This is a genomic window from Edaphovirga cremea, assembly GCF_003332275.1.
GTDB lineage: Bacteria > Pseudomonadota > Gammaproteobacteria > Enterobacterales > Enterobacteriaceae > Edaphovirga > Edaphovirga cremea.
The window spans coordinates 62,291-75,247 of the sequence record NZ_QOVA01000007.1 but is presented as its reverse complement, the minus strand read 5'-3'; the positions used below and the strand labels follow the sequence as shown (position 1 = coordinate 75,247).

The 12,957-nt window shown below is 52.7% G+C and carries 14 protein-coding genes and 1 pseudogene; 7 read left to right on the top strand and 8 right to left on the bottom strand.

The annotated features are described in order from the left end of the window. Positions 1–118 precede the first annotated feature (118 nt). Complete coding sequence (gene sodC, locus DRI82_RS11785) at positions 119–640, top strand: superoxide dismutase family protein (protein WP_114193842.1); 522 nt, start codon at positions 119–121, stop codon at positions 638–640. A gap of 80 nt (positions 641–720) precedes the next feature. Here sodC and DRI82_RS11780 read toward each other — a convergent pair whose 3' ends face one another. The 3 genes and pseudogenes from DRI82_RS11780 to DRI82_RS11775 form a co-directional block, all read right to left on the bottom strand. Next, the gene (locus DRI82_RS11780) at positions 721–2,754 is read right to left on the bottom strand and encodes an FUSC family protein (RefSeq protein WP_170138701.1); all 2,034 of its coding nucleotides are present in this window, start codon (positions 2,752–2,754) and stop codon (positions 721–723) included. Between the two features lie 45 nt (positions 2,755–2,799). After that, a pseudogene (locus tag DRI82_RS24330) lies at positions 2,800–3,534 on the bottom strand (efflux RND transporter periplasmic adaptor subunit); the annotation flags it as partial. A 113-nt stretch (positions 3,535–3,647) separates the two neighbouring features. Further along, positions 3,648–3,839 (bottom strand): DUF1656 domain-containing protein, encoded by a 192-nt coding sequence (locus DRI82_RS11775; protein WP_114194147.1) that lies wholly within the window; start codon positions 3,837–3,839, stop codon positions 3,648–3,650. A gap of 228 nt (positions 3,840–4,067) precedes the next feature. Between DRI82_RS11775 and slyA the strand changes: the two genes are divergently transcribed. After that, on the top strand, positions 4,068–4,499 hold the full coding sequence (gene slyA, locus DRI82_RS11770) for a transcriptional regulator SlyA (protein ID WP_114193838.1): 432 nt from the start codon (positions 4,068–4,070) through the stop codon (positions 4,497–4,499). A gap of 147 nt (positions 4,500–4,646) precedes the next feature. Here slyA and DRI82_RS11765 read toward each other — a convergent pair whose 3' ends face one another. Next, on the bottom strand, positions 4,647–5,114 hold the full coding sequence (locus DRI82_RS11765) for an outer membrane lipoprotein (protein ID WP_114193836.1): 468 nt from the start codon (positions 5,112–5,114) through the stop codon (positions 4,647–4,649). A 383-nt stretch (positions 5,115–5,497) separates the two neighbouring features. On the opposite strand from DRI82_RS11765, the gene anmK reads away from it, so the two are divergent. The 5 genes from anmK (at position 5,498) to pdxY (ending at position 10,076) form a co-directional block, all read left to right on the top strand. Further along, the gene (gene anmK, locus DRI82_RS11760; protein ID WP_114193834.1) at positions 5,498–6,619 is read left to right on the top strand and encodes an anhydro-N-acetylmuramic acid kinase; all 1,122 of its coding nucleotides are present in this window, start codon (positions 5,498–5,500) and stop codon (positions 6,617–6,619) included. Between the two features lie 46 nt (positions 6,620–6,665). Continuing rightward, on the top strand, positions 6,666–6,968 hold the full coding sequence (locus DRI82_RS11755) for an MliC family protein (RefSeq protein ID WP_114193832.1): 303 nt from the start codon (positions 6,666–6,668) through the stop codon (positions 6,966–6,968). An 89-nt stretch (positions 6,969–7,057) separates the two neighbouring features. Further along, a complete protein-coding gene (gene pdxH, locus DRI82_RS11750) occupies positions 7,058–7,711 on the top strand; it encodes a pyridoxamine 5'-phosphate oxidase (protein ID WP_114193830.1) in 654 nt (217 codons plus the stop codon). A 139-nt stretch (positions 7,712–7,850) separates the two neighbouring features. Then, entirely contained in the window at positions 7,851–9,125 is a 1,275-nt protein-coding gene (tyrS, locus tag DRI82_RS11745) for a tyrosine--tRNA ligase (RefSeq protein WP_114193828.1), read from the top strand. Positions 9,126–9,215: 90 nt separating this feature from the next. Then, entirely contained in the window at positions 9,216–10,076 is an 861-nt protein-coding gene (pdxY, locus tag DRI82_RS11740) for a pyridoxal kinase PdxY (protein ID WP_114193826.1), read from the top strand. A gap of 96 nt (positions 10,077–10,172) precedes the next feature. On the opposite strand, the gene gstA is transcribed toward pdxY, so the two are convergent. The 4 genes from gstA to DRI82_RS11720 form a co-directional block, all read right to left on the bottom strand. Then, complete coding sequence (gene gstA / locus DRI82_RS11735; protein WP_114193824.1) at positions 10,173–10,778, bottom strand: glutathione transferase GstA; 606 nt, start codon at positions 10,776–10,778, stop codon at positions 10,173–10,175. Positions 10,779–10,952: 174 nt separating this feature from the next. Next, entirely contained in the window at positions 10,953–11,225 is a 273-nt protein-coding gene (locus DRI82_RS11730) for a hypothetical protein (protein ID WP_114194145.1), read from the bottom strand. 170 nt (positions 11,226–11,395) lie between these two features. Next, positions 11,396–12,019, bottom strand: a complete 624-nt coding sequence (locus DRI82_RS11725; protein ID WP_114193822.1) for a glutathione S-transferase family protein — start codon at positions 12,017–12,019, stop codon at positions 11,396–11,398. Between the two features lie 36 nt (positions 12,020–12,055). Continuing rightward, a complete protein-coding gene (locus DRI82_RS11720) occupies positions 12,056–12,850 on the bottom strand; it encodes a PhzF family phenazine biosynthesis protein (protein ID WP_114193820.1) in 795 nt (264 codons plus the stop codon). Between the last annotated feature and the right edge of the window lie 107 nt (positions 12,851–12,957).

Here is a 12,957-nt window from a genome sequence, read left to right as displayed (position 1 = left end):
ATGGGCTGCCGGGAGAGGGTAGAATGTGACTCTCGCCCGATAAACTCCCTTTCGATCTGTCTTCCGCTCTGGCCTCTTCTATACTAAGGGCTCCAAAACATAGAGCAATGGAGGCATTATGAAACATCTTCCCTGGCTAGTGATGACGGGTCTTCTTATTTGTGGAGCCGCGCAATCTGCCACCAAAGAAGTCAAGATGGATCGCGTCACTGCGGATGGAAAACCAGAGCCGATCGGTACTATTACTATCAGTGAAACCGACTATGGTTTGCTGTTCACACCTAAATTGACCTCATTACCACCGGGCGTCCACGGTTTTCACGTACATGAAAACGGCAGTTGCGATGCGGCCATGAAAGATGGCAAAAAGGTGGCGGCTCAGGCAGCAGGGGGTCACCTGGATCCAGAAAAGACCGGTAAACATCTGGGGCCTTATGCAGCCGGACATCTGGGCGATCTGCCCGCGATTTATGTCAATGCTGATGGCACATCAAACGATGCGGTTCTTGCACCACGCCTGAAGAAAATCGCTGAAATCGAGAATAAAGCCCTCATGATCCATGCGGGTGGTGACAACCATGCAGATATGCCCAAACCTTTGGGCGGGGGCGGAGAGCGTTTCGCCTGTGGCGTGATTTAACACCCGACTCACAAGCAATGCCTAACCCCGTTGATTAACGGGGTTATTATTTACGCTATTTATGTGCTACGACACTTTATTCACAACCACACTTTATTCATAACCACACTGTCATCGACTGAAATAGCCTGCTGCAGTTGTGACAATGAACAATAAAGACGCCAGATCACCCCAGCCAGATCGCGTGCAGCCTGATCGGGATGGCGTGCCAGAATATCACTCATCCGCTGTAGTTCTTGCAAACTGGCATCCAGATTCTGGTGACTGACACCACGCTCGGTCATGATCCCTTTCAGGCAATGGATACAGACGTCGCGGACTACCGACAGGGGGTCCGAACGCGTCTGCCATTCGCGCAATTGCCACACGATATGGCTGCAATTGAGCAGCACCACGCCCCAGCGCAGCAGCCAGGTACGTGATAGCTGATCCTGACTTTGGTTCAACTGGCTGATTCGGTGGTAGATCAGTGACTCAAAGCGGGTCTGGCTGAGTTGCGGTTTGCGGCTCAATTGATCGATAAAGTCCCGGCGCAAAGCGCGAATCAACCGGCGGCTTTTACGCAGGTCAGAACTGGGACGCAGGATTTGGAAAGCGAGACAGGCCAGCAGGACACCGGCGATTTTTGCCAGACTGTCGTTGATAAATGTCTGATAGTCATAAACGGGCGGGTTGGTCAGCGACAAAAAGGAGCCCATGAACACGATCAGTTGCCCCCATAACGCGGCATTACGCGGATTCTGTAGCTTCAGCATCTGCATGGTGATCAATACGGGCAGTAAAAAACAGAGAAAAACCCACAGATCGCTGATTTGGATCAGCAGGCCAAATTTAACGATAAATGCAGTTATCGACAGCACGATCATCGCTTTCAATAGCGTGGTGATGCTGTTGATGGGTGAGGGTGTGGAGGAATAGAGCACGCAACTGATCGCCACCAGCGTCAAACCGGCACTGCCCGCGTCCCATTGCGTATTGATCCAGTAGGCGCAACCCAAAACGATACACAGGAAAGTCCGCAGGCCGTTATAGGCGGCTTCGTAGGTATCGGTATGACGCGCGAGTTTCGTGACTTTCGGCGGATTGAACTCGCTGACCGGGGACGCATTTTCCACCCGCTTCAACCAACGATCGCTTTGCAGATAGAGCCAGCAGAAGTGACGCAGACGCAGCCAGAAAGCCCGGTGACGGTAATCGCCATCGTCATGCGGCGCAATTTTTTGCAGTATTTTTGCCAACTGGTATTTATTGGTATTGGGCTGGCGCAGTTCGGCAAACAGCACTTTCAGGATATCGGGTAAATTCTCCGGCGGATTCGGCCAGTTCAGCAACATGCGCCGCAAACTGGAGATCACGCTGGTCAACGTCAAGTGCTGGTGCAGCAGAAAATTCAGTATGTTGTTTTGCCGACGAAGTCGGTAATGGCTCCAGAATGCCTGGATACGCAGCACATTCATGGTCAGAATCTGGCCGATAACCCCTTCGTGTGAGACTCGGATACGGTGACTGATCTCAGGCTGCCAGAGCAATTCAGCATGTTCCAGCAGGCGGATATGCATAGTGCGCAACGACGTGAGCAGGGCGCTGCCATCGGAGGTGCTGGGCAAAATCATCATCATCAGGCCACCACATAAAATCCCGGTGATGACCTCGCATACCCTGGCCTGCGCAATGTCCCAGATTTGCTGGGTGTCGGTCACATCAACGGTGGAGAAGGCGATGATGGCGGCGGTGTATCCCGCCAGCGCGAATGCGTAGGAGACGTTATTCTGGTAGTGGTTGGAGATAAAAGTACAAAGTGCGAGCCACGAGGCGATAAACAGCGTGAAGAGCCATGGATCGTTGAGGCAGTGGCCAGCGATGATGATCGAGGCTGCGGCCCCCATCAGACTGCCGATCACCCGGCCAATACTTTTGCTGATGACACCGCCGACGGTCGGGAAACTGACCACGGCGGCGGAAGTCAGTGCCCAGGTCGGTTCATCCAATTGCAGGGCAAATGCCACCCACAGGGCCAGGCACATGGCGATGGAATTGCGCAACGCATAGCGCCATTGCCCGGATGTGGCTTTACCCCACGGACTTTGCTTCCATTCCAGCCAGCTCAGCTTCACGTCCCTGACCTCAGTGACGAATTGATATCGTACAGGTGTACCGGCGACGAGCATCACGTCAGCAGGGACATTTTCCAGCTTGATCCGCACCGGAACCCGTTGTGCCAGACGTACCCAGGGTACATTGGGCTTCACGTCCATCAGCATGTCGCTGGCATTGTCGACGCTTTGATCGTAAACCGCCCGCCCGATGCTCTCAACGCGGCCTTGCAGGGGAACATTTCCGTTGTAAAGAGTGATATCGGCATAATCACCGATGCGGATATGCCGCAATTTGGTTTCTTCAAAATATCCCATGACGTAGAACGAGTGCAGATCAACCAGCGCCACCAGCGGCGTACCTGCCGTGGCGTAGTTGCCCTGACGCGTTTGCAAATTGGTGATATAGCCATCGGTCGGGGCATAAATGCGCGTTTTGCTCAAATTCCAGCGCGCCTGCTCCAGATTGGCCTGTGCGGCTTTGTACTGGGCCAACATGGATTTGGCAGACAGGTTGGATTCATCGAGTGATTCGGCGGAGATAACATTATTCGGCAAATTGCGGCGTCTGGCTGCTTCATGATTGGCTTTTTCCAGATCGGATTCGGCTTTGGCGACGGCAGCCTCGGCGTTGCTCAGGGCGATGTGAAAAGGTTCTGGATCGAGTGTGAACAACAGGCCGCCAGATTTCACGAATTGGTTGTCGTGGACATTGATTGCGGTAATTCGGCCAGAAACCTCTGGTGTAATGTTCACCAGTTCGGCGCGAACTTTGCCATCCCGCGTCCAGGGAGATTGCATGTAGTAGTTCCAGAGCCACCATCCTGCTACCAGAGCGACCGCCAAAATCAGGATAGTTGAGAAATATTTAATTGTTTTAAGTATCATTCTGACTTTTCCACGAGAAGAAAATGTTACCAGCGGGTCAAAATCCACAAAGAAGTGCTGACGCTTATCACGAAAATAGATAAATCCATAAGCATCGGATGCCAAACTTCGCCAGAATAGATCCAATCACGCAGCAGGTGGTGTATGACCAGCCACAGCAGCAGCCCAAGCAAGAACGCTTTGAAAATGGGTGGGAAATAGAGCGATGCGCCGAACACCAGATCCCTCAGGGCCGCGCCATTGCTGAACCATAATGCATTCACAGTATTTATTCCTAGAGGCGAATATTAACAGAACAAAACGCGGGATGATTATAAGGTATTTTTGCAGTGAGTCCGCGAATCTTGCTGTTCATTATATAGGGAATTGAATTTGGGAGGTTAAATCCTCAAAATAGGCTAAACTCTGGGGTGTAATATTAGCATGCTAATTATAAGGAGGGAGAATTGGAATCGAACTTGGGATCAGATTTGGCACGATTGGTTCGTGTGTGGCGAGCGCTGATTGATCATCGGCTGAAACCACTCGAGTTGACGCAAACACACTGGGTAACGTTGCATAATATCAGCCGCTTACCGCCAGAACAGTCACAAATCCAACTGGCGAAAGCCATAGGTATTGAACAGCCCTCATTGGTCAGGACACTGGATCAACTGGAAGAAAAGGGCCTGATTACCCGTCATACCTGCTCCAGCGACCGGCGGGCCAAACGCATAAAACTTACTGAAGCAGCAGCGCCAATCATTGGTGAAGTTGAAAATGTCATCAGCATTACCCGTAAAGAAATCCTGTCCGGGATTTCGCCGGAGGAAGTGGTGATACTGTCTGCATTGGTTGAAAAATTAGAAAAGAATATCACTGAGTTACAAGATAAATAATTATTTTTCGTTCGCTTGACTATCACACACACCCAAAAGTAAACCGGAGGCCTGGCCTCCGGTTTTTGCATCGTTTGTTCAAACAATGTCTGTGTAAATAATGTCAGCTAAAACAATGTCAGCAGAAGCAATATCTGATGCCACAAATCAGCGTGGCGATACGGTAATGGTGCTGCCACTGCTGGCCATGGTGACGCGCTGACCGACGCTGAACTGGGTTGGTCCGGCTTTCTGGACGACCATGATTGTGTTGCCGTCGTCACGACGGATTTCCAGCTCGACACCGTTGGTGCGGTTTATTGCACCCTGCACACCCTGACCTGCCATGCCACCTGCTACCGCACCTGCTGCGGTTGCCAGACTACGCCCGGTACCGCCACCGATAGTATTACCCAGGAAACCACCGAGAACCGCACCGCCGATCGCACCTATTATATTGTTTTCATCCCCGCCCTGAATCTGAACCGGGCGAACGGAGACCAGCGTACCGTAGGTGACATTCTGAACCTGTTTGGCTTGGGCAGAAGAATAGACATCACCAGAAAGGGTGCTGTTATTCGCGCACCCTGCCAGTGTGAATCCAGCCATGGCAACAACGAGAAGACGCTTAATCATACAAAACTCCTATTTATGGATACGTAATTTGCGCGACCCCAAATAAGCCGGGAAGCTGACAGAACTACGTGAGAAAACGAAACTGCTACAGTAATGGCGTAACACAGGTATTGCCTATTTTGCCACGTTATTGGCACTAATCATAACCGGTGTCTCTTCAACTGATTATAAACGGTGGTTTATCTTTCCTATAGTGTAGGCCGTGTTTGGCATATGGGTTGTCAGGCAGCGCAATAAGCCAAAGTTGACAACATAAAATCAATACTTCATTCACATTGATGAAAAATAACGCGCCATTTCATGGCGTTAATTTTTTAAATCTGTTTTATTGAACGCATGTTGGTGTTGTTGTCGCTTTCGTGACGGAAGTAAGGGGTATTATTATGAAATCAGGACGCTACATAGGCGTGATGTCCGGAACCAGTCTGGATGGCATTGATGTGGTACTCGCCGCGATCGATGAGCGTATGGTGGCACAGCAGGCAAGCTATTCGCACCCGATCCCCATTGAGTTGAAACAGGCCATTCTGGGGATGTGCCAGGGGCAGCGAACCACGCTGTCGGCGGTCGGCCAACTGGATACCCGACTGGGGATTCTTTTTGCCGAAGCCGTGCAGGAATTGCTGAAAAAATGCGGGCTGCATGCGCAGGACATTACTGCCATCGGCAATCACGGGCAAACGGTGTGGCATGAACCCAAAGGTGAGGCGACTTTTTCGCTGCAATTGGGCGACAACAACCGTATTGCCGCCATGACCGGAATTACCACCGTCGGCGATTTTCGTCGGCGCGATATGGCATATGGTGGGCAGGGTGCGCCGCTGGTGCCGGCTTTTCACGCTGCATTGCTGACCCATCCCAACGAACGGCGGATGGTGCTCAATATTGGCGGTATCGCCAATCTCTCCATTCTGATGCCCGGCCAGCCGGTGCGCGGCTTCGACACCGGCCCCGGCAATATGCTGATGGATGCCTGGGTGTGGTGTAACCGTAGCCAACCGTATGACAAAGATGCCTCAATGGCGTCGGAAGGGCGGGTCAATCTGACGCTGTTGCAGCAGATGCTGTCAGATCCCTATTTTGCCGAACCGGCACCGAAAAGCACCGGGCGTGAATATTTCAATATGGCCTGGCTTGAGCGGCAATTGAGTAACATGCCTGGGTTGCGTCCTGAGGATGTGCAGGCCACGCTGGCTGAACTGACCGCCACGAGCATTTCGGAACAGGTACAGCTGGCAGGTGGTTGTGAACGGTTGCTGGTGTGCGGCGGCGGGGCGAGAAATCCGCTGGTCATGACCCGGTTGTCGGCACTTTTACCGGGAATCGAAGTCTGCACCACTGATAACTTTGGCGTAAGTGGTGATGATATGGAGGCGCTGGCGTTTGCCTGGCTGGCATTCCGTACGCTGTCTGGGCTACCGGGGAATATGCCGTCGGTTACCGGTGCCAGTCAATCGACGCTTCTTGGTGCTATCTATCCGGTTATGCATAAAAAGCCTGCTTAAGCTGCTAATCTTAAAGGGCTGCAGACATAATGACAGGAGAAGCCGCATGAAAAAGCTCATCGTATTGGTCGCTATCGCACTGGCGGGATGCAGCCAGATGACGAAACCGACCCCCGATCAGGAGCTGCACTACCAGTGCGGCACATTGCCGCTGACAGTGACCCAGCACGTTAAAGACGATCGCGTGAGTTTTGTGCTTGATGGAAAACAGTTGACGCTTAGCCACGTCGAAGCGGCCTCTGGCGCGAAATACAGTGATGGCACCTACAGTTTCTGGTCGAAAGGTGAAGGGGCAATGGTACAACGCGGGGATGACATTATTATCAACGACTGCATCCTGACCCAGTAATCGTCCGCACCGGGCGTCAGGATCATTGAGATTCTGGCGATCCGGGCGCAGAATGGCCGTAATATCCCTTCGTTGATGATCGATTCTATATGACTGATAAGAATGAATTTGATGTCGCTGATTTGCGACGTGAATATACCCGTGGTGGCTTGCGTCGCCACGATCTGACTGCCGATCCCCTTGACCTCTTCGAACGCTGGTTGAAACAGGCCTGCGAGGCACAACTGGCCGACCCCACGGCGATGTGTGTTGCGACAGTGGATGAAACTGGTCAACCGTTCCAGCGCATTGTCCTGCTCAAGCACTACGATCGGCAAGGATTGGTGTTCTATACCAATCTCGGCAGCCGCAAGGCGTTACAGATTGCCCATAATCCCAAAGTCAGCCTGCTTTTTCCATGGCATATGCTCGATCGCCAGGTGAGTTTCCTGGGTGAGGCTGAGCGTCTCTCGACGTTTGAAGTGATGAAATATTTCAACAGTCGCCCTAAAGACAGCCAGATTGGTGCCTGGGTATCACAGCAATCCTCGCGGATTTCCGCGCGCGGCATTCTGGAAAGCAAGTTCCTCGAACTGAAAGAGAAGTTCCGCCAGGGCGACGTCCCGCTACCCAGCTTCTGGGGCGGTTATCGCGTTTCAATTCACTCCGCAGAGTTCTGGCAGGGCGGTGAACACCGCCTGCATGACCGTTTTATTTACCAGCGTGAAGGCGACGCGTGGAAAATTGACCGTCTGGCCCCCTGAATAACGAAATATCTCGCTAAATCCTAGCGCTCGTGTCACGGGCGCTTTATTCTATGCCACTTATTTAGATGTTCGCGATTGGGCGCGCGCGACGCCGTGCTGCCAGATATGTTTTATGCACAAGACAATGGAGTCATTGATGACAAGCAGCAACTTGGTTAAACAACTGCAAGAGCGGGGCCTGGTGGCCCAGGTTACGGACGAGGAAGCGTTAGCGGAGCGGCTGGCGCAAGGGCCAATTGCACTGTATTGCGGTTTCGATCCGACCGCCGACAGCTTGCATTTGGGCCATCTGGTACCGTTGCTCTGTCTTAAACGTTTTCAGTTGGCCGGGCACAAGCCGGTTGCGCTGGTGGGTGGGGCGACCGGCCTGATTGGCGATCCGAGCTTCAAGGCCGCCGAGCGTAAGCTGAACACCAACGAAACCGTCAATGAATGGGTAGAGAAAATCCGTAAGCAGGTTTCGCCGTTCCTTGATTTCGACTGTGGTGACAACAGCGCAATTGCCGCGAATAATTACGACTGGTTCGGTGACATGAACGTCCTGACCTTCCTGCGTGACATCGGCAAGCATTTCTCTGTCAACCAGATGATTAATAAAGAAGCGGTCAAACAGCGTTTGAATCGCGATGACAGCGGTATTTCGTTTACCGAGTTCTCCTACAACCTGTTGCAAGGTTACGACTTCGCATCGCTCTACAATCTGCACCGCGTTGAGCTGCAAATCGGCGGTTCCGATCAGTGGGGGAATATTACTTCCGGAATCGATTTGACCCGTCGTATGCATCAGAAACAGGTATTTGGCCTGACCGTGCCGTTAATCACCAAAGCCGATGGCACCAAGTTTGGCAAAACCGAAGGTGGCGCAGTCTGGTTGGATCCGGCAAAAACCAGCCCCTATAAATTCTACCAGTTCTGGATCAATACGGCGGATGCTGACGTTTACCGCTTCCTGAAATTCTTCACTTTCCTGAGCCTTGATGAGATCAATGCGCTGGAAGAAGAAGACAAAAACAGCGGCGTCGCGCCACGCGCCCAATACGTTCTGGCCGAGGAAGTCACTGGCATGGTGCACGGTGCACAAGGTCTGGCTGCGGCGCGCCGCATCACCCAGAGCCTGTTCTCTGGATCGCTGGGCGACATGACGGAAGCCGACTTCGCGCAATTGGCGCAGGACGGTATGCCATCGGTCGAGCTGGAAAAAGATGCCGATTTGCAACAGGCGCTGGTCGCCGCTGAACTGGTGCCTTCCCGTGGGCAGGCACGTACCATGATTGGATCCAATGCAGTGACCATCAACGGTGAAAAACAGTCCAACGCAGAATATACCTTCAGCGACAGCGACCGCCTGTTTGGTCGTTATACGCTTCTGCGTCGCGGTAAAAAACACTACTGTCTCGTGAGCTGGAAATAACAACAATAGCTGGCAAACAAGGGGGTGATCGCCCCCTTAATTTTGGCGTCTGTCCATCCACGCGATGATGATATGGGTTAGATTGTCCCGATGAAAAATATTCTTTCAATACAGTCACACGTTGTATTTGGTCATGCCGGAAACAGTGCCGCCGAATTCCCGATGCGTCGGATGGGGGCGAATGTCTGGCCGCTCAATACCGTACAGTTTTCCAACCATACCCAATATGGTCACTGGACCGGTTGCGTCATGCCAGCCAGCCATCTGAGTGAAATTGCCCAAGGTATTGCGGATATCGATCAGTTGAAAAACTGTGATGCGGTGCTGAGTGGTTACATTGGATCGGCTGAGCAGGGTGAGCATATCCAGCAGATCGTCAGTCAGGTGAAAAAGGCCAACCCGCATGCGCTCTATTTCTGCGATCCGGTCATGGGTCATCCTGAGAAAGGCTGTATTGTTGCGCCGGGCGTGGCAGAGTTTCACTGCAAGCGTTCGTTGCAAAGCAGCGATGTGATTGCGCCAAATCTTATTGAGCTGGAACTGTTGTGCGGCCATGCGGTGAACAATGTGGAGCAGGCGGTCAGTGCCGCTCGCGAACTGTGTGCGCAGGGGCCAAAAATCGTTCTGGTCAAGCATTTGGCGCGCGCAGGTTACAGCGCGGCCTGCTTTGAAATGCTGCTGGTTACGGCTGATGAAGCCTGGCATATCAGTCGGCCATTGATTGAGTTCCCGGCGCGTCAACCGGTTGGCGTGGGCGATCTGACCAGCGGATTGCTGCTGGTGAATTTGCTCAAGGGGGAGTCTCTGGCGAATGCGTTGGAGCACGTTACCGCGGCAGTCTACGAAGTGATGAAGACCACGCACGAAATGGGTGAGTATGAGTTGCAAATCGTTGCCGCACAGGACGGTATCGTGCAGCCTCAGCACCATTTTACTGCTGTTAAAGTCTAGCTCGGTAACGTCTGGCAGTTGTTAACGCCAGTGTAGCCACTCTATCGAAGCGCCCCTGAATGAGGCGCTTTTTTTCTGGCTGTTTGTTGGCCCGACTTACTTCAGACCTTCAGCGGTCAGCGCGGCATCAACCGCCGGACGCGCTGCGACACGACCAAGATAGGCAGAAATATTGGGCCAGGCACCCAGATCGAATTTCAACGCCTTGGCCCAGCCCAGAACGGTAAACAGGTAGGCATCTGCCACGCTGAAGCGTGCGCCCAGCAGATATTGCTGTTTGCCGAGCACGTCATTGACATAGGCGAACTTTTTGTCCAGCGTTTCGCGGGCGATAGTTTTGTATTCGTCCGGGGTACGTGGATTGAACAGCGGGGTAAATCCTTTGTGCAGTTCAGTTGCAATATAGTTCAACCACTCTAGGGCGTGGTAGCGCGCCAGAGTACCGACTTCAGGCAGCAACTGCCGATCGGGTTTCTGATCGGCAATATACTGAACGATAGCCACCCCTTCGGTGAGAATGCTGCCGTCATTCAACTGCAATGTAGGAACCTGGCCTTTTGGATTGACCTCAAGGTAGTCATCGCCTCGTTCGGTCTTTTTACTGGCCAGATCGACTTTCTCGATAGTGAAATCCAGACCTGCTTCACGAAGAACAATGTGCGGAGAAAGCGAACAGGCACCGGGTTTGTAATACAGTTTCATCGAAGACTCCTTAAGCGCGCGATGAGAGTGGCCAATACGGCTTGAAACATAAACGCCATTAATCCTAATGCGCGTAATGATAAAAGTCAGTGGGTAACTTAACAATTTAGCAAAATCCGCCGTAACCCTCGCCCGGTGCGCAGGGTCGCCCTGATATTTCAGAGAGGGCAGGAATCAGATGTTCTCTTTTTCCCTGCCGAACTTTTGGTCGTATTCACGCCGATAGCCGCGCGCTTTATTACGCTCTTTCAGGTAGAGATAGAGACAGACTAGGGTTACGCCGCCCGAAAAGACAATGTTGCGCATATCCTGATCGTAAAAAATCACCAGAATGCAGTCCAGAGCGGCGATGAAAGCAATCCATTTGTACCAGTGCGACTGTTTGCGCGTGGCGGCATGCAGTCGTTTTAACTGACGTGATTCCTCCAGTACTTTTCCTTTGCTCATAGAGTGCGACCAGGTGATTATATTCATAACTTTACGTTATCAGATTTTTATCCTTGCGACTGAAAATAATGTGACCTAAATGAAGATCACATTATTGATTCGCCGATCGGGCACTCAATCCGCATGCCCTCTGGGAAAAACCTTCAGTCACGGGGAACGGTAATCAGTGTTTATGGCCATTCCTGCGTGGCGTAAGTGGCAAATGTCGGACGCTCGCGCAGACGGTCGTAATAGGCATCCAATGCCGGAAGCGCAGGGCGGGACATGGGTGTCATCAGCCAGCGGTGCAGGGAGAGCCCGAGCACGATATCGGCAAGGGTAAAGTGCTCGCCGGTCACCCAGGCCGCCGTTTTATCCACTTGCTGATCGAGGATCTGCATCTGGTGATTCCAGCTTTTCTCGCTGGCAGCCAGCAGCGCAGGATCGGGATTCGCTGGGGTATTGCGTAAACGAGCCATAAAGACGTAACGCCAGGCGTTATTCAAATCCCCCAACTGCCAGTCCATCCATTTCTCAACGTGGGCACGCTGCTGTGGATCGACCGGTAATAGGCCCGCCTGCGGATGGGTATTGGCGAGGTAACGGCAAATGGTATTCGACTCCCAGAGGACAAAATCACCCTCCTGCATGACGGGGACCAGCGCATTGGGATTGAGCGCCATAAATTCGGGTGTTGCCGTGGGGGCAAACCCTGCACCCCAATGCTGTTGCACATAGTTGAGCGCCAACTCGTCACAAGTACACAGAACCTTTCTTACGTTAATGGAAGATGACCTGCCTAGAATAGTTAACACAGCGTCGCTCCTGATTAATCCGCCGAATGCGGGAATTCAGTTTGTCAGGAAAAGTGAGCCTTGCAAATAGGTTCGTGCCTGTCCGGAAATCAATACCCGATCACCGGTATATTCGCAGCGCAATTCGCCCCCGCGGGCTGACAATTGACGCGCCATCATCTGCTGTTTACCCAGGCGTTTCGACCAGAAAGGAATCAGCATGGTGTGCGTGGAGCCGGTAACCGGATCTTCCTGATGGGCGTCACCGGGGCAAAAGAAGCGGCTGACGAAATCGCAGTCGTCACCAGCGGCGGTAATGCAGACGCACTTGCCGGCCTGACCCAATAGGGAAAAATCAGGATTGACGTTGCGAACAGCCTGTTCATTTTCCAAAACCAGCAGGTAATCGCGGCCTGAAAACGCCTGCCCGGCCCGTGTGATGCCCAATCCTTCCAGCAGCGCCGACGGCAGTGTTTCTACCGGTTCCGGGTACCACGCAGGAAAATCCAGCATTAACCCGTCGTCTTTGCGTTTGACCGTCAGCGGCCCGACAAAACGGGTGGAAAAGCGAATCTCATCCCCTGGATAGTGCAGGTGGTTGAAAATCACCTGCGCAGTGGCCAGAGTTGCGTGCCCACAGAGATTAATCTCGCCGAGCACGGTAAACCAGCGCAGCTCGAAGCCGTCTTCTGTTGCGACAAAAAAGGCCGTCTCAGCCTGATTGTGCTCCTGGGTCATGCGCAGGAGGCGATCATCGTCCGGCCAACGTTGCAGAGGGCAGACAGCCGCAGGATTGCCGCCAAAAATATGGTCGGTAAAGGCATCGACTAAAAAGAAATCAGGTGCGGTCATGGTGTGGTTTTCCCTCACTGGATGGCGTTATGCCAGAATTATGCCGAAATAGGTGGGCGGAGTCTTTAATAAAGCGCAAACGGGGCAAGCATCGAGACAACGAGCCG